This is a genomic window from Sulfurovum aggregans (assembly GCF_055385215.1).
The window spans coordinates 1,429,353-1,446,732 of the sequence record NZ_AP042387.1; the positions used below are offsets into that span (position 1 = coordinate 1,429,353).

Below are 17,380 nucleotides of genomic sequence, written 5' to 3' on the forward strand. Positions count from 1 at the left end.
CAATGACCCCAGCAGGGTTTGATTGGCTAAACAGCTAAACATTCTTTGTCTTGCACAGCGGTGCAATGCCCACAGCTTAAACAGTTTTCTACACGGATAGTCAAAATAAGAGATTTTGTTATTTTCATGGAATTGATCAAAAAAGGTTTCAAGTGTTACCATAAGGTACAAAATGACTACAAAAGTGATGTGGGTGCAGTGTTTAACAGGGTGTTGGAACGTATCCAAAATAAGATAAAACAGTTAAAAAAAATCAATTAAGACTATTTTTATCCGATTTAGGTCATAATACGTGTATCAAAATTATTTAAAGGATATTAAATGGCAACAGTAACATTTAAAAACGACACAGTATGTAACCTGGCAGGAACAGAGATCAATGTAGGTGATACAGCTCCGGAAGTAACAGTAGTAAATTGTAACCCAATGCTCCAAGATGAAAAAATCGGCGGAGAAGGTAAAGTACAAATGGTAGTAGTAGTACCTTCATTGGATACACCGGTATGTGATGCAGAAACTAGAAAGTTCAATACAGAAGCAGCAGCTATCGATGGTGTTGAAGTAATCACAGTATCTATGGACCTTCCATTTGCAGCAGCAAAGTTTTGTTCAACTGCAGGTATTGACAACTTGAAAGTATGTTCAGACTTCAGAAACAAAGATTTTGCAAATGCATATGGTATGCTTCTTGCTGATGGTCCTTTAGCGGGTGTAACTGCTAGAGCTATCTTTGTTATCGGTAAAGACGGAAAAGTAGCCTATAAGCAACTTGTCCCGGAAATTACTGCTGAACCTGACTATGCTGAGGCTATTGCTGCTGCCAAAGCTGCGGTATAATCATCAGTTTAAAGCCCTTCAGGGCTTTAAACCTCTTTCCCCTTTTTCCCAAATCCCGAAATAGAAAAACAAAAGAATAAGTGAAGATGCCGTAAAATACGAAGAAAGCCAGAGAAAAAGCCCACTCAACGCTTTCACCCAATGGGTGAGCTTTTTCCAGGAGGATAAAAGTATGGCACAAAGTGTTTTAAATTTCACTGTAGAGAGCACCGAAGAGAGACTGACACCCAGAGCAGGAGAGGCAGTCTTTGGAGAGTTTTTAAAAGCAATCAAGCTTGATCGGTTATGCAACCGATATCTTCCTTTACCTAAAAGTAACCGAGGCTACGATCCTTATACCTTTATCCATTCACTTGTTCTAATGTTACACAGTGGAGGCAGATATCTGGAGGATATCCGCACCCTTCAGTCCGATCACGCACTCCAAGAACTACTTGGGATAAAGCATATTCCCACAGCAGACAGTATCGGCAAATGGCTCAAACGCTCCGGCAAAGTCAAGATGTCGGGGATGGAAAAACTCAACCGTACCTTGCTACAACGCTATCTTCGCAGAATAGATGAACCTTTGGTGCTTGATATTGATGCAACCGTGATAGAAAGCCATAAATCTATTGCGTTTACCACCTATAAAATGTTCCCGGGATTTACTCCCATCATTGGGCATCTTAATGGCGGCTATGTGATTCATCAGGAGTTTAGAGCCGGTAATGTAGCACCTGCTGATCATAATCTTGCATTCGTCAAACAGTGTGAAGCACAACTTCCCAAACATCGAAAACTCTCCTATCTGAGAGCCGATAGCGCTTCGTATCAGTCATCACTGTTCAATTATTGCAATAATCGTAATATCATCTATGTGGTAGGCGGGCATCTTGACAGGAGTGTACTGACAAACATTGAAACAATTGATTCCTGGGAACCCCTTAGAACAATAAAAGGTACCGCACATCATCTCAAAGAAGAGGTAGCAGAATTTTACCACACGATGCAGAATACCGATCATGCCTTTCGTATGATTGTGATTAAAAAAACCACCACCCCATTGCTGCATGGCATGGAGGCGTTTCTAAGCCAGGAAGAGAAGCTGGCACTCGCTTCTGAACGTTACAGTGTGATTGCCACCAATGACTTGGAGAAAACAGCTGAAGAGATTGTACGCTTTTACCGACAACGGGGTGATACCAGTGAAAACCGAATCAAAGAACTGAAAAACGGGTTCAATCTGAAGTACCTGCCAACTTCAGACTTTCAAGCCAATGCGCTCTACTTTCATATCGGTACATTGGCATACAACCTGTTCATACTCTTTAAACGTATATTACATGTCAGCTGGCAAAAACACACCATTCAAACCATTCGCTATAAACTGTATCATATTGCAGGTAAAGTAGTCCATCATGCTCGCCAAATCGTGCTTAAAGTCAATGAAGCGTTTGTGGATATCCTCAATCACATACGGCATCAATGCTATTTGCTCAGTTTAGAGTAGCAACTTCACCACTGCGGCATTCCCTTTATCATTTCTTCTTCAGACAAAGTGACAGGATAGCTATGTCAAAAAATCAGGAAAATGGCTTTAAAAAGAGTATTTGACGCACCACTTTGTTGACATAGGGATACAAAGAGCTCTTTTAAGCACACTTTTTTACAGTTCGGAGACAAAAACGGGTTATAGTCTCTCAATTTTTATGAAATGAATTTTCTATTTCGGGATTTGGGTTTTTCGTATGACTTTACCTTTTCCTCCATTTTTGTTACAATCCCGTTATGTTTATGTATCATAGAATTATTTTATTCTTTACCACTTTTTTTCTTATATTGTTTACCGGTTGCGGAAACCCTGAAGTGAAAGGGAACAGATATACACTGGATGAATGCAAAAAAGAACTTCTTGAAGCGGAAGACTATGTAGAGGGTGAAAGCATAGATCTTATCATTGTTGAAAAGAAGGAGCGTAAAATGTATCTGTACAAAGACAATAAAATACAAAGTACGATCCCTGTTTCACTAGGAAAAGATCCTGTAGGTACCAAGGTGCAAAAAGGGGATCATAAAACGCCGGAGGGAAAATTTTGGATCCATCGCAAGCTTTGTTCTCCAAAATATTACCGTTCGCTCTGTATATCCTACCCCCGTCCGGAAGATAAAAAGAGAGCGGCTGAAAAAGGGGTCAACCCCGGAGGGGATATTACGATCCATGCACAGCCTACCTGGAATGCAGATGGAAGAGGTGACAGTTATACTCTCTCCCAGAATTGGACAGAAGGCTGTGTGGCTGTAACGAACAGTGCTATGAAACAGTTATGGTATGCTGTACGCGAAGGTGTACCGATCATCATACGATAAAGGAAACCCGGTATTGGCATATACGCAAAAACAGATAGATAAGTTCAACCGTCAAAAATATATTACGGAACTGGAGAAGATCAGTAAAAATCTTTTTCGTATGTTTCGGGATGAAAATGTATCTTCTCAAAGTTTTGTGGTAAAATTTGGGCAACTCAAAAAAAAGTTTGATGCAAAAGTTGAAGTACAGCTTGATTCGGAATATCATCAGCAGTTGAAAGCCTACATAGATAGACTTTATCGAGCAACATGTTTAACAGAAGATTTTACGGATGAAGACTTTGCTGATATGCGTGAAGCAGAGATGAGCAACCTGAATCGTCTTCAAAAATTGAAAAACGGTACTTCCTATAAAAAAGACAAACACAGATCGAAACATCAAAATGAAGATTGGGGATAAAATAGAATGAAATTAACAGCAACAGTATCAGGGATCCTGACATTGGGATTTCTCCTAAACGGATGTGTAGAACAGTCTGTTTCCTATGGCAAAGCAGATAAATCACCGTATGAGACCAAAGAGTGTATCAAAGAGTTATCCATCGGTGCAGAGATCGATCGTGGAAACGAAATAGACAAGATCGTAGTATATAAATCCAAAAGAAAAATGTATGCCTATAAAAAAGGTAAGGTTATAGAAGAGTTCCGTATCTCATTGGGTAAGAACGGAGATAAAGGAAATAAAGTACAGGCAGGCGATTACAGAACGCCTGAGGGAAGTTATTGTATCGTAAGAAAGAAATGTGATCCAAGACTCTACAAATCTCTCATGATCTCTTATCCGAATGAAGCAGATAAAGCCAGAGCCAGAGCCAGAGGTGTTAATCCGGGAGGGTATATCACTATCCATGGACAACCCAAGTGGAATGCAGACGGGCGTGGTGACAATTATACTCTTTCCCATGACTGGACAGAAGGATGTATGGCTGTGCCAAATCTTGCAATGGATAAACTTTGGAGAGCAGTTAAAAAAGGCGTAAAAATAGAGATTCATGCATAATTTAAAATAATCTCCTAACTTTTAGCTGAATTTGATAAAGGTTATATTATCATATTGAATAATATTGGACTTTGAAGGAGAAAAAGATGAAAAAACTGGTTCTAACAGCATGGGTACTCTTGTCGGCAACACTGTTAATGGCAGGGGGAAATGTGAACTCAAATTTACCAATGGTGGCAGATATTCCTGCGAAGCCGTGCAAGGCAGACAAGGTATATATTGAAGCAGATGCAAAGCTGATGTGGCAGGATCAGGCATATACAGATGCGGAAGATGGAGCCTACAAGCAGGAACATTCTGTAGGCAAGGCAGGAAAATGGAAACATGCAGAGAATTACTGCCGAAGATTAGAGTATGCAGGATATGCAGACTGGAGATTGCCTACAGCAGATGAATTAATGAATGTACATAGAAAACCCGGCCAAGTATTTACCTATTTCAGAGGTCGGGATTTTTGGACATCCACACCGGCATCAAAAGGAAAATATTATGTGATCTATCCGGCTGATGCCTATCGTTATGAGCATAAAACAAAAAGATCCAATTATATTCGATGTGTACGCTGCCTGCATGAAGGTGATACGGAAACAGGACCTAAGATCGTAAAATAATTGCCTGTTGATATTGGAGTTCAGAGGAGTTTTATCTCCTCCTGCAACTCTATATTGAATTTTTTAAAGATTTTCTCTTTCGCCAGATCAATAAGGTATTTGGCTTCCTCAAAAGTGCCGTCTCCCAGATTAACCAGGAAGTTGGCATGGACATCACTCCATTGCATATCACCTTTTCTCATGCCTTTTAATCCTACAGCTTCGATGAGTCGACCTGCATAGTCACCCTCTGGATTTTTAAATGCAGAACCAGCACTTGGTTCAAGGGGTTGATTGGAACGCAAACTTAGAAGTTCATCCAGCAGAGCCTGCTCAAATCCTTCTCTAATACTGAATTTGGCAGCTGTAGCTGTTCCATTGAGTTTGGCAAAACGATATCCATATCTGATATTTTCTTTTGCGATCCATTGACCATTTATCTCTACGCTATGCAAGATATTAAATATCTCATAGGTTTTGACTCCGGCATTCATAGCAAGTATGCCACCCAGTGTGCCTGGAAGCTTGGAACAAAACTCAAAGCCGGAGATATTATGTTTTTTAGCATAAGAGACGATGCGACCTGTAGGCATCGCAGCACCGATGATAAGCAGGCCATTCTTTTGTTCTATCGTTGCAAAATCTTTACTTAACATCATAAGGGGAGGGGGAGTTGGTGAGACTAAAAGATTGTTTGCCCCTCCAATGAGATATCTGTCCGTAGGTATGGTATCACCTTTTTCTATCATAAGGACTTCGGTAGGCTGTCCTACTTTGATACTTGAGTATTTGGAGAAATCAATGATCTTAGTGTACATGGAGTCCTCCGTGTACACTAAGATCAAGTGAGGAGTGAGGAGTGAGGAATAAGGAATGCAGGTATGTTTTTTGCTTTGGCAAAAAACTTTTATTATTTAAGGTTTTTTTGATGTACTTTTTTATAATCATTCCTACTTCCTACTTCCTACTTCCTACTTCCTACTTCCTACTTCCTACTTCCTACTTCCTACTTCCTACTTCCTACTTTGAACGAAGTTCACTGTATTCTCTGGGAATAAGATAATCCTCTGTTTTGATAGGTGTATCCCACAGTCCATGTTCAAACCCTATCTCATACAGTGTATCAAGTGCTTTGAGTTGTAGCTTTGAGAGTTCAACGGACTCATCTGAAGCATACATATCAAGATATTTCTTAAGCATTTCATCAGAGATGCGGACAAGATTGTCTGCTTCAAGTTTACTACAGAGCTCTTCTTTTTTATCGTTAGCCACTTTTACGCCATCTATAAGAATATTTTCTATCTCAATGGCACGGTTTAGTGGCAAGCTTCTTCTGATAGCCATACCGCCAAGAGGAAGAGGCAGTCCTTCTCCTGCAAGTTCAACCCATATATCCCATACTTCTTTTTCAACTTCCAAACTTTCATCAAAATCCAAGATTGACTCATGGATAAGTACACCAGCATCTACTTTTCCGCTGACGACTGCTTCTTCGATCTCTAAAAAATCCATATAGACAGGTCGTGCTTGGGGATAATAGATTCTAAACAGCATGGCATTGGTGGTATATTTTCCTGAGAGTGCCACTTTGAAATTACGTTTGAGTTTTTTATCTTTACGGCGTATGAGTTTTGGACCATAGCCCTCCCCAAAACTGACAGCAGTACGAAGCAGAGCATACTCTTCTTTGATAAGCGGGTACATTCCAAAGCTGATAGCACTTACATCATACGTCCCTTTAAGGGCTTCAACATTAAGGGTCTCTATGTCTAACCCGATGTTTTCAAATTCGTAATCTTTGGTATCAATCCAACCGAATTTAATGGCATAGTACATAAAGATATCGTCTGCATCGGGTGAATGGGCTAATTGAATGGTTCTTGGCATTATTTCTCACTTGTGATATAGTAAATGTATTTTATCATAAGCGTCCAAAAAAAGAAATTTTATAAAAAATATGTCAATTTGACATATTTTTGCACCTCTCACGAGAAACCTATTAAAATGGTGTTAGAATTTCACATTAAGGATCGAAGGATGACTATGGCAATGGATGCAAACAAGCAAAAAGCTTTGGATATGGCAATTAAACAGATCGATAAAACGTTTGGAAAAGGAACGTTAATGAGATTAGGAGATAAGGAATTTGAACCTATTGCTGCTATCTCAACAGGATCCCTTGGACTGGATATGGCACTGGGGATCGGCGGTATTCCTCAGGGGCGTATCATAGAAGTGTATGGACCAGAGTCTTCGGGTAAAACAACACTTGCTTTGCAGACGATCGCTTCTGCACAAAAAGAAAATATGGTTTGTGCATTTATTGATGCTGAGCATGCATTAGATGTTGTGTATGCTAAAAACTTAGGGGTAGATACAGATAACCTTCTTGTTTCTCAACCGGATTTTGGTGAACAGGCACTGGATGTGCTTGAAACACTTACCCGTTCAGGTGCAGTTGACCTGATCGTAGTCGATTCTGTAGCTGCACTGACACCTAAAAGTGAGATAGAGGGTGATATGGGAGATACCCATGTAGGGCTTCAGGCGAGACTTATGTCACAGGCACTTCGTAAACTCACAGCCATTTTACACAAAACAAACACAACGGTGATCTTCATCAATCAGATCCGTATGAAGATCGGTACGATGGGATATGGTTCTCCTGAGACAACCACAGGTGGGAATGCATTGAAGTTTTACTGTTCTGTTCGTATCGATGTGCGTCGTATAGCGACACTGAAACAGGGTGAATCACAGATAGGGAACCGGGTAAAAGCCAAAGTGGTCAAGAATAAAGTGGCACCACCATTCAGGCAGGCAGAATTTGACATTATGTTTGGTGAAGGTATCTCTTATGAGGGAGAACTTGTGGATTATGGTGTAAAGATGGATATTATAGACAAATCGGGTGCCTGGTTCAGTTATGGTGCGGAAAAATTGGGGCAGGGTAAAGAAAATGCCAAACTTACCATTAAAGAAAACCCTGAACTCAAAGCAGAGATAGAAGGCAAAATCAAAGATGCTCTGGGATTTGGAGAGGCCCTTACCGTAGATGAAAGTGAGATGAACGAAGATTAGACCTTTACTGTCTGCAAAAGATGAAGACCGATGCAAATGATCATGCAGATCTTCGAAGTCCCTTTTAAAGCAATCTGATCCTTAAAAAATATATAATAATACAAAGTAAACTGTACAATTGTATATTGCAGAGGAAGAAAAAATGTTTATAAAAAGTATTTTAATCCCGGTGTTGCTGTTGTCTTTTCTTGATGCCGGCAGTACGATGCCCGCAAAACAAGAGACTGGTGCTATTGATAAAACACATGAGGCTGTTTCCCAGAAAGTTATTGAATGGTCCGGAAAGATCGATACGGTGATCAGCAGTTGGATAGGGAATCCTGAAAATAATGAAGAAACAAGGGCGGATGGAAATAGATCGGGCAGTGCAGACAGTGAAATAAATTCTATAGATGCATTTTTTAAGAATGAGAAATTTCTTGATGAGACAGAGAGTGTTTTTGTCCGTTTTTGGCTGGATAATAAGCTGCAGTCCAAAGGACCTGGTGATATGAACTTGAGGATCAGTGCCCAGCTCCCCCTCAGCAGAAGCAGGAAAAATTTTAAGATATTCATAGAAGATCTTACCCTCGATAATGCCAAAGATATCCTGCATGATAATAGAGATGAAGAAGATTCCGCTCCTGATATAGGTATCCATTATTTTGTACCGGAAAAGTATGGTATACATTCCAGATATTCACTTGGATTCAGCGGTCTTGATCCTTTTGTCAGTGCCAGGTACAATCTGCAGTTCAGTGTCAATGAATGGTTAATAGAACCTATACAGTTCTTTACGTATTCGGGTGAAAATGAATTCGGGGAAGGGACCACTGTATATTTTGATAAAAAACTTCAGGAACTTTCTCTTTTCAGGATACAGGCCCACCAAAAAAGCAATGCAGGAACAGAAGGGCTGGAATACGGGCTTGCCCTGCAATACTACTGGCGCCCGAAAAAAAATACAGGATGCAGATTCTCCCAATCATTTCTGGGAAATACAGAATATACATATACTGCCGAAGGAGGGGAAACAAAGAAGTATAGCGGGATCAATAACTATACCACATCCTTCAGCTGGAGAGAGAGTATTTGGCGAAAATGGATCTTTTATGAGATCAGCCCCGGTGTGAGTTTCCAAAAGAAGTATGGCTATGAACCGAATTATACTTTACGCTTCCTCATTGATTTCTATTTCGGTCAGGATCTTAGCCCCTATAGCAAAGGGGAATAAAGGGTTTGATTCCCCTTAGGAAAAAGATTTTGGCATACTCAGGATATATCAGAAATCATGATGTCTGTTCCTGACGATACAAATGACCGAAAGCACACTCATTTAAGTATAGGGTAAATTTCGATAAAATAATAGATAAATGTAAAATATCGGATATATAAAGGAAACAGATGATTTTTATCGATGAGATTGTAGCAACAGAAGTTATGGACAGCCGGGGGAATCCTACGGTCCGTGCAACAGTAAGTTTAAGTGACGGTACAGTTGAAAGTGCCATTGTACCGAGTGGCGCAAGTACGGGTAAACGGGAAGCATTGGAACTTCGTGACGGTGGTGACAGATATATGGGTAAAGGGGTAAGACAGGCCTGTGAAAATGTAAACGGGCCTATCTATGATGCACTTGTAGGACTCAGCCCGTTTAATCAGGCTGAGATCGATCTTACAATGAAAGAGCTTGATGGTACTGAAAACTATGGCAACTTAGGTGCGAATGCTGTACTTGGTGTTTCTATGGCAGTGGCACGTGCAGCTGCCAAAAGTATGGGTATGCCTCTTTACCGCTACCTTGGCGGGGCAAATGCGGTTGTCATGCCGGTACCAATGCTTAATATTATTAACGGCGGTGAACATGCGAACAACTCTGTGGACTTTCAGGAATATATGGTCATGCCGGTAGGTTTTGACAGATTTTCAGAAGGGCTGAGAGCATCTGCTGAGGTCTATCATACACTTAAAAAGATCATCGATGAAATGGGAGAGAGTACAGCAGTTGGTGATGAAGGCGGGTTCGCTCCAAATCTTAAAAGTAACGAAGAGCCTATTCAGGTCATTATCAAAGCGATTGAAAAAGCAGGGTATAAGCCTGGTGAAGAGATCGCTATCGCACTTGATGTTGCGGCGAGTGAATTGATCAATGAGGAAGGTAAATACGTACTGAAGTCTGAAAACAGAGAAATCACAAGTTCCGAACTTATCGCATATTATGCAGATATGTGTGACAAATATCCTATCGTTTCTATTGAAGACGGGCTCAGTGAAGATGACTGGAACGGATGGAAAGAACTTACGGAAGTACTGGGAGATAAAGTACAACTTGTGGGTGATGATCTGTTCGTAACCAATGTAGCTATACTTGCTGAAGGGATAGAAAAAAATATTGCCAATTCTATTTTGATCAAACCGAATCAGATCGGGACGGTATCTGAAACAATGCAAACGGTAAGACTTGCACAAAGAAGTGGGTATACTTGTGTGATGAGCCACCGTTCCGGAGAGAGTGAAGATACTTTCATCGCCGATTTTGCCGTAGCGCTTAATACAGGTGAGATCAAAACAGGTTCTACAGCGAGAAGTGACAGAATCGCCAAATACAACCGACTTCTTGAGATCGAAGCAGAACTTGGGCAGTTTGAGTATCTGGGTGCATCGCTTTTTGCAAAATAGGTAATACGGACGGAGAGTGCATTTGGAAAATACACAAAAAGTAGAGATGATCGCCGGGTTGTCACTCAAAGCACTTTTGGTGACAGCAATAGGTATTTTACTTTTTGGTATCTATGTAGGCATTTTGATTTATGGCGAGAACTCGTTGACAGTTTTAAATCACTTAAAAGAGAAAAAACAAAGTTTGAAGAAGGAAGAGAAAGCATTGAAAGCTGAGAATCAAAAACTTCAAAAAGAGTATTTCGAATTAAAACAATTAGAACCTAAGGAGTAGAGAAATGAAGCGATATATATGGGCAGCAATGGTATTGGTATTTACAGGTGCAAATGCATCGGATAATCCTTTCGATCTGAACACAAATCTTAAAAAGATCGATCAGGATCAAAATGTACTACTTTCCGAACTAAGAAAGATTGCCGAAGCAAAAGAACTGCAAGAAGAAAAAGCTGAAGAGCTTCAAGAGGATACTGACAGTGATATAGCAGAAAAAAATGAAGCGGTAGAACAAACAGTCACAGAAGAGGAAAAGCTTCGGAAGATCAAGAAAGAACAAGCTGAGATCGAAGCACAAAGAGTGAAAAAAGAAAAAGAAAAGTTGGAAAAGATCAAAAAAGCAGAAGCAGAGAGACTGGCAGCGGAAAAACGAGAAGTTGAAAAATATGAAGCGCAGAGAGCTGAGAAGAAAAAACGTGAAGAAGAAGCATTGGTCCAATTAAAAGAAGAACAGGCAAGACGCGAAGTTGAGCAAGCAGCAGAAAAACAAAAGCTTTCTCCGAAAAAAGAAGAAGTGGCAGAAAGTACTGCTGCTGATATTGATCTTTCCCGTGAAGCGATCGAAGCTGCAAAAGCAGCCGATAAAGCATATGAAGAAGCCGTAGCTGAGGTGGATAGAGAAGATTAATTCTCTTTCCTCCGGGTATGCTGCAGTAATTTAATACTGATCATTGAGATCAGGATCTCAAAAATACTTGCCAAAATAAGTTGATAATAACTCAAAAGATCCAATAGCTTCGTTTCATATCCAATAGTAGCAACGGCTACAAGAAGTGTCAGCGGCATAGAGAGGGAGAGTGCAATAAGCAGTGCATCTCTTGATCCGCTGATGCCCTTCAGGACTACAGCCGCCAATATTCGTGACAAGATCATTAGAAAAGTAATGAGCAGCGCTCCTGAAACCACCCCTTTTACAGCAAGAGATCCAAGATCTAATGATGCCCCGACATGAATAAAAAACAGCGGTACTAAAAATCCAAAGCCAAGACTTGACATTTTCTCTTCCAGTTTCTTTTCATGATGGAAAAATGCGGAAATGCCCATACCGGCGATAAATGCACCCAAGGCAACTTCGAGTTCCAAAGAGAGCATGACTGCGATTAAAATGAAAAATAGTGCTATGGCAAGACGTATATCCTGGTCAGAAGTATCGAATTTCGGAACAAGGGTATTTTTGAATTCCGGAAACCACCAGAACAGAAGATGCAGCAACCTGTAGAGCAGATAGACTGAGGCCATAAAAAGAACAAGGTATCCGATTTTTGTTATCAGTGCAAGATTGACACCGGTTGTACTGGCAGCATCAAAGATGGTAAGTACAGCAATACTGATGATCTCTCCCAATACACCTGCGATAAATGCCAGGTGTATCCATGATTGTGTTTTACCGTATGTTTTGGATAATGAGGCGAGCAAGCCGATGGAGATAAGAGGCATAGAGATAATAGTGATCGTATTAAGATGGAACATCAGCCCTGATGAAATAGAGAAGAAAAACATAAGAGCCAGGAAGAACATGGATTTTTGAATGACTATCTTTGGACTTTTTGTGATCTTTTTCAGGTCAACTTCCATCCCTGCCAGAAACATAAGATACAGAAAGCCTACTTCAGCAATAAGATCAAAATATTGGTTATCCCCGATGAAACCGATATAGGCAAAGACAGAACCAAGGATGATCTCTACGGGAGGTGTAGGGATACGAAGCATTTTTGCAACAAAAGGAGTCCCCCAGATCAATAGAGAGAGGGTAAGGATCTGTGTAATATCAGTGGGTATCACAGCTGGTAGCTACCTCATAGCCTAACTTTTCCAACATGATCCGGTCTTTTTTAGGTTCCAGGCCGGAAGTGGTCAGATAGTCTCCTATCACAATGGCATTGGCTCCTGCTTCAAACATTTGCTTCTCCTTTCCGCTAAAAAGAAGTTCTCTGCCTCCGGCAACCATGAGCATGTTCTCTTCACCCAGTAGGGAACGTGCCTTACGGATAATATACAGTGCCTCATCCATGGTTATATTGCGTGTTTTGATGGGCAGGGCAGGGTTCGGGTGGTAAAAATTGAGAGGAGTGGATGCCGGCTGTAATGAAGCAATAGCCTGGAGAAGTGCATCTCTGTCTTCCCGTGATTCTCCCATACCGAAAATACCTCCGCTGCAGAGTGCCAGGCCTACAGATTTTACATTTTCGCAAGTATTATACCGTTCGCTCCATGCATGTGTCTGACAAATATCTGTATAATACCGTTCTGAAGTTTCCAGGTTATGGTTGTAGCTGTCTATGCCATGCTTTTTCAGGTAGGCAAGCTGCTCTTTGTCTGCTGTTCCGTTACAGGCAATGAGGTTCAGCCCCTCTACTTCCGCTTTGACCGCTTGTGCCGCACGGGCAACAAAGTCAACTTTTTTGTCATCAAGCCCTTTTCCTGCCGTTACAAGACAGTAGCCCAGGGCTCCATTCTCTTTTGCCGATCTTGCTTCATCGACGATCTGTTCAATGCTCTTATAGTTATAGCGTTCTATATCGGCATGGTATCTCACACTCTGTGTACAGAACTTACAGTCTTCCTGACAGGTACCGCTGAGTATATTGTTGATGGCACATAAAAATATTTGTTTCATGGGGGGACTCTTTATTTCACTTCTTCTTTATATTTGCATTTAAAGCACTCATATATCTCTTTGCCGCGTACGGTTTTCCTGCCCATGGTATAGTCACACTCCGGGCATTTCTTCTCTACCGGTTCGAAATTGGCAATGAATTTACATTTAGGGTAGTTCTCGCAGCCAAAGAATTTTCCTCTTCGACCTTCTCTTTCCTGAAGTTTTCCTCCGCATTCAGGACAAGGAACGGCAAGTTCTTTCGGAGGTGTAAGCGATTTGGCATTCTTACATTTCGGATAGGCGGAACAGGCAAGGAATTTTCCTCTTTTGGAATTCTTAATGACCATAGGTGAACCACATTTCTCACATTTTTCATCAGTCTCTTCAGGCTGTTCTACTTCTGTACCATCCGTATTTTTGGTATATTTGCATTTAGGGAAATTACTGCAGGCAATGAATTCACCGTAACGTCCTTTCCGTAAAAGGAGCTCTGAGCCGCATTTTGGGCAGTTCTCTCCTGTAGGGATGGCAACCTTCAGGCTTTTAATGTTCTTTTTCCCCTCTTCGACTTTTTGCATAAAAGGTGTATAGAACTCTTTAAGAATGGTCTGCCAATCTGTTTTGCCCTCTGCCACTTCATCCAGGGTCTCTTCCATATTTGCAGTAAAACTGCTGTCAACGATCTCAGGAAAGTGCTTCTCCAGCATCTCTATGACGGTAAAAGCAATTTCAGTAGGATGGATACGTTTTTTTTCTATCTCGATATATTTACGTGTCTGCAATATGGTCACGGTAGGGGCATAGGTACTTGGACGGCCGATACCCAGGGATTCCAGTTTTTTAATGAGACTTGCTTCATTGTATCTGGCTGGTGGTTCGGTAAAGTGCTGCTCCTGCTTGATATCATCAAGGCTTACAGCCTGACCTTTTTCCAATTCTGGTAAAAGTTTGTCTTTTTCACTATATCCGGCCACTTTATAAAAACCGTCAAAAAGGAGTTTTCTCCCGCTTGCTTTAAAGGTACATTTATCACCTTTGAAAAGGATACTTTGTGATTCAAGCTGTGCTTCTGTCATTTGGCATGCCAGGAAACGGTTGTAAATGAGTCTGTAGAGTTTCAACTCATCTACCGAGAGATAATCCGCAGCCATTTTAGTATCAAACTCTACCATAGTAGGACGGATAGCCTCGTGTGCTTCTTGTGCCCCTTTTGATTTCGTTGCATAGTTCTTCGCTTTGGACGGAAGGTATTTGTCTCCATAGGTGGCTTTGATGTAGTTACGTGCAGCATTTACAGCCTCTTTGGCAAGGTTGAGCGAGTCGGTCCTCATATAGGTGATGACCCCCATCGTGCCTTTATCTGTTTTAACACCTTCATACAGTTTTTGTGCGACCATCATGGTTTTCTTGGGAGAAAATCCCAGTTGGGTAGAGGCAGCCTGCTGCAGAGTGGAAGTCATAAAGGGTGGTGGTGTTTTGGTCTTCCTCTTGGTTTTTTCTATAGATGAAACGCTGAAAGATTCAGATTTTGCAGAAGTGACTATCTCTGTTGCATCCGCTTCAGTCCTGATAGTAAGTTTGTCTATTTTGAGTCCATTATAGTCATAGATGGAAGCATCGATATTCTTTTGGAAAAGTGCATCTATCGTCCAGTATTCTTCCGGTTTAAAAGCTTTGATCTCGCGTTCTCTGTCTACGACTATTTTTAGTGTAGAACTCTGCACTCTACCTGCACTTAAGCCTTTTTGTATCTTGCTGGCAAGCAAAGGAGAGAGTTTGTAACCGACTATACGGTCCAACAGTCTTCTTGTCTGCTGTGCATCCACACTGTCCATGTCTATCTTGCGCGGTGTCTCAAGTGCATGCTGGATAGCGGATTTGGTGATCTCATGAAAGACAATACGGGGAAGCTCTGTGGGTTCTTTCCCTATAGCCTTGGCAATATGGTAACCGATGGCTTCTCCTTCACGGTCCTCATCGGTTGCGATAAAGATGGTTTCAGCTTCTTTGGCCAGTTTTTTCAACTCTTTGACGGTAGGGTTGGCATCTCTGGGAATAGAGTATTTGGGTACAAGGTCCCCAGTTTCTTCGTCTATAGTGATACCAAAGGTACTTTTTGGGAGGTCACGTATATGTCCTTTGGATGCAATGACTTTGTATCCCTTTCCCAGGAAATTGGTAATGGTACGTGCTTTTGCCGGTGATTCGACTATGATTAGGTTTTTCATTAATGACTTACTTTATATAAGGAATTTTTGGCATTGTAGCACAAAAGAGAGTAAAAGAATATAAGTTTATTTTGTTTTAGGCAGGGAAAGAGAGAAGAAAGTAGATTAAGTGACACGATATGCTACGGGAATAAAGTTCGGGTAACTACACTGTTGCTGAGACCTCTTCAGCAGTAGGTTCATGCAACAGCGTGTATTATTTTTCTTTTAGAATCCGAGGCAGAGTGATCCCTGTTTGACTCTGATACTTGCCCTTCCTGTCCGAATAGGTTGTTTCACACTGCTCATCACCCTGTAAAAAGAGTACCTGGGCAATACCCTCATTGGCATAGATCTTTGCCGGCAGGGGTGTAGTATTGGATATCTCTATGGTGATATGCCCTTCGAAACCCGGTTCGAACGGAGTGACATTGACAATGATACCGCAACGTGCATAGGTACTTTTGCCTAAACAGATAGCCAGGGTGTCACTGGGCATTTTAAAGTACTCTATGGTTCTCGCAAGTGCAAAAGAGTTGGGAGGAACGATACATACGTCACCTTTGAAATCCACTACATTGTTCTGGTTGAAATCTTTTGGGTCGACCACTTCCGCATTGATGTTCGTAAAGATCTTGAATTCATCAGAGACACGAATGTCATACCCGTAGGAACTTAGCCCGTAGCTCACTACACCTTCACCCACAAGCCCTTCGCAAAAAGGGGTGATCATCTCTTCTTTTGTTGATTTTTCACGTATCCATTTATCAGACTTTAGTCCCATAATTTTCCTTGATTCTTTAAAATTGTATTATCTGAGTATCTGAACGTCAGCGTTCGTTCTCATTTTTGAAAAATAGTCTTTAAGTGCTTTTCCCTGCTGCTCCTGTCTCCATCTTGCGGCTACAGCTCTTTTTGCAGATTCAAAAGGCATACTGATACGCCCTTTTTTTGACTTTACTTTATAGACGATATAGCCGTTACCGGTATTCAGAGGACGGGTATATGCACCATTTTTTGTTTGCAGCAGCATAGAGAGAAGTGAAGGGTTCATCTTCTTTGTTTTCTTGGTGACAGAGCGGATTTTGATCCCTTTAGTACTTTTTGTACGAAGGAATTTTTCTATGGCTTTCTGTGAGGCAGCCGAATACTCGACTACACGGATAGTGGAAGGAACGGTAAACTCTTTTTTATGATTTCTGTAAAATATTTTTAGTTCATCTTCGCTTGGGGCAGGGATGGTAGCTACTACCTTTTCTCTATAGAATTTTTCTTTTTTCATAGCATTTCTGATGGTAGAACGGTATTTTGTCCAGGAAGTTCCCTGCTGTTTCAGGATTTTTTGCATTTTGGGTACAGAGATATGGTTCTGTGCCGCTATCTGGGATATTTTTGCATCTATTTCATCTTCTGAAACAAGGATGTTCTTCATAGCAGCTTTTTGGAGTCTGTCCTGAATAAGCAGATTGATGGCTTCCTCTTTTGAGACCCGTGCCTGTGTCTGTACCGCACGAATTTCCGCGGTAGTGACAGCTTCTCCCTCAACAATGAGGGCGATACCGTCAACCATTTTTGCATGAAGCAGTGCTGTAAGTGTAATAAATCCAAGTAGAATCAGTTTTTTCATGAATATGTTCCAGAATATGATAAATTTAAAAAATTATAACATAATCGGGTAAAGATTAGGATATCAATTATGCAGAATAAAGTTTTTTGATTTAAGTATTTTAAAATATTTTATCTCCTTCGATCAGTATCCGGATATTCTAAAATAAAAAAAGGGCA

At 41.0% G+C, this 17,380-nt stretch carries 18 protein-coding genes; 11 read left to right on the forward strand and 7 right to left on the reverse strand.

Annotated elements, in window-relative coordinates:
* The first annotated feature begins 321 nt into the window (after positions 1 to 321).
* From tpx to ACZ48W_RS07290, 6 genes are all read left to right on the forward strand, one after another.
* Entirely contained in the window at positions 322 to 837 is a 516-nt protein-coding gene (gene tpx / locus ACZ48W_RS07265) for a thiol peroxidase (protein WP_464827688.1), read from the forward strand.
* Between the two features lie 172 nt (positions 838 to 1,009).
* Positions 1,010 to 2,329 carry an IS1380 family transposase gene (locus ACZ48W_RS07270; protein WP_464827689.1) on the forward strand — a complete coding sequence of 440 codons (1,320 nt, stop codon included), beginning with the start codon at positions 1,010 to 1,012 and terminating at the stop codon, positions 2,327 to 2,329.
* Between the two features lie 278 nt (positions 2,330 to 2,607).
* Complete coding sequence (locus ACZ48W_RS07275; RefSeq protein ID WP_464827690.1) at positions 2,608 to 3,186, forward strand: L,D-transpeptidase family protein; 579 nt, start codon at positions 2,608 to 2,610, stop codon at positions 3,184 to 3,186.
* A gap of 13 nt (positions 3,187 to 3,199) precedes the next feature.
* Positions 3,200 to 3,586, forward strand: coding sequence for a hypothetical protein (locus ACZ48W_RS07280; RefSeq protein WP_464827691.1), 387 nt, complete (start codon positions 3,200 to 3,202; stop codon positions 3,584 to 3,586).
* Between the two features lie 6 nt (positions 3,587 to 3,592).
* The gene (locus tag ACZ48W_RS07285) at positions 3,593 to 4,186 is read left to right on the forward strand and encodes a L,D-transpeptidase family protein (protein ID WP_464827692.1); all 594 of its coding nucleotides are present in this window, start codon (positions 3,593 to 3,595) and stop codon (positions 4,184 to 4,186) included.
* An 86-nt stretch (positions 4,187 to 4,272) separates the two neighbouring features.
* Positions 4,273 to 4,797, forward strand: a complete 525-nt coding sequence (locus ACZ48W_RS07290; protein ID WP_464827693.1) for an Lcl C-terminal domain-containing protein — start codon at positions 4,273 to 4,275, stop codon at positions 4,795 to 4,797.
* Between the two features lie 20 nt (positions 4,798 to 4,817).
* Here ACZ48W_RS07290 and ACZ48W_RS07295 read toward each other — a convergent pair whose 3' ends face one another.
* Together ACZ48W_RS07295 and ACZ48W_RS07300 are read right to left on the reverse strand one after the other, a co-directional pair.
* A complete protein-coding gene (locus ACZ48W_RS07295; RefSeq protein ID WP_464827694.1) occupies positions 4,818 to 5,594 on the reverse strand; it encodes a UDP-N-acetylmuramate dehydrogenase in 777 nt (258 codons plus the stop codon).
* A 202-nt stretch (positions 5,595 to 5,796) separates the two neighbouring features.
* Positions 5,797 to 6,663 (reverse strand): menaquinone biosynthesis family protein, encoded by an 867-nt coding sequence (locus ACZ48W_RS07300; RefSeq protein WP_464827695.1) that lies wholly within the window; start codon positions 6,661 to 6,663, stop codon positions 5,797 to 5,799.
* 156 nt (positions 6,664 to 6,819) lie between these two features.
* Between ACZ48W_RS07300 and recA the strand changes: the two genes are divergently transcribed.
* From recA to ACZ48W_RS07325, 5 genes are all read left to right on the forward strand, one after another.
* The gene (gene recA, locus ACZ48W_RS07305) at positions 6,820 to 7,857 is read left to right on the forward strand and encodes a recombinase RecA (protein WP_464830480.1); all 1,038 of its coding nucleotides are present in this window, start codon (positions 6,820 to 6,822) and stop codon (positions 7,855 to 7,857) included.
* Positions 7,858 to 7,999: 142 nt separating this feature from the next.
* Positions 8,000 to 9,070 carry a hypothetical protein gene (locus ACZ48W_RS07310; protein ID WP_464827696.1) on the forward strand — a complete coding sequence of 357 codons (1,071 nt, stop codon included), beginning with the start codon at positions 8,000 to 8,002 and terminating at the stop codon, positions 9,068 to 9,070.
* Between the two features lie 170 nt (positions 9,071 to 9,240).
* Complete coding sequence (eno, locus tag ACZ48W_RS07315) at positions 9,241 to 10,515, forward strand: phosphopyruvate hydratase (protein ID WP_464827697.1); 1,275 nt, start codon at positions 9,241 to 9,243, stop codon at positions 10,513 to 10,515.
* A 22-nt stretch (positions 10,516 to 10,537) separates the two neighbouring features.
* The gene (locus ACZ48W_RS07320; RefSeq protein WP_464827698.1) at positions 10,538 to 10,789 is read left to right on the forward strand and encodes a hypothetical protein; all 252 of its coding nucleotides are present in this window, start codon (positions 10,538 to 10,540) and stop codon (positions 10,787 to 10,789) included.
* A gap of 4 nt (positions 10,790 to 10,793) precedes the next feature.
* Positions 10,794 to 11,417, forward strand: coding sequence for a hypothetical protein (locus ACZ48W_RS07325; protein ID WP_464827699.1), 624 nt, complete (start codon positions 10,794 to 10,796; stop codon positions 11,415 to 11,417).
* Here the strand turns inward: ACZ48W_RS07325 and ACZ48W_RS07330 are convergent.
* The 5 genes from ACZ48W_RS07330 to ACZ48W_RS07350 form a co-directional block, all read right to left on the reverse strand.
* Positions 11,414 to 12,571, reverse strand: a complete 1,158-nt coding sequence (locus ACZ48W_RS07330) for a cation:proton antiporter (RefSeq protein WP_464827700.1) — start codon at positions 12,569 to 12,571, stop codon at positions 11,414 to 11,416. The genes ACZ48W_RS07325 and ACZ48W_RS07330 overlap by 4 nt on opposite strands.
* Complete coding sequence (locus tag ACZ48W_RS07335) at positions 12,558 to 13,406, reverse strand: biotin synthase (RefSeq protein ID WP_464827701.1); 849 nt, start codon at positions 13,404 to 13,406, stop codon at positions 12,558 to 12,560. Before ACZ48W_RS07335 ends, ACZ48W_RS07330 begins: the two co-directional genes overlap by 14 nt.
* Positions 13,407 to 13,417: 11 nt before the next feature.
* Positions 13,418 to 15,616, reverse strand: a complete 2,199-nt coding sequence (gene topA, locus ACZ48W_RS07340; RefSeq protein ID WP_464827702.1) for a type I DNA topoisomerase — start codon at positions 15,614 to 15,616, stop codon at positions 13,418 to 13,420.
* Between the two features lie 196 nt (positions 15,617 to 15,812).
* The gene (gene dcd / locus ACZ48W_RS07345; RefSeq protein ID WP_464827703.1) at positions 15,813 to 16,379 is read right to left on the reverse strand and encodes a dCTP deaminase; all 567 of its coding nucleotides are present in this window, start codon (positions 16,377 to 16,379) and stop codon (positions 15,813 to 15,815) included.
* A 27-nt stretch (positions 16,380 to 16,406) separates the two neighbouring features.
* Positions 16,407 to 17,222 carry a peptidylprolyl isomerase gene (locus ACZ48W_RS07350; protein WP_464827704.1) on the reverse strand — a complete coding sequence of 272 codons (816 nt, stop codon included), beginning with the start codon at positions 17,220 to 17,222 and terminating at the stop codon, positions 16,407 to 16,409.
* Positions 17,223 to 17,380 lie beyond the last annotated feature (158 nt).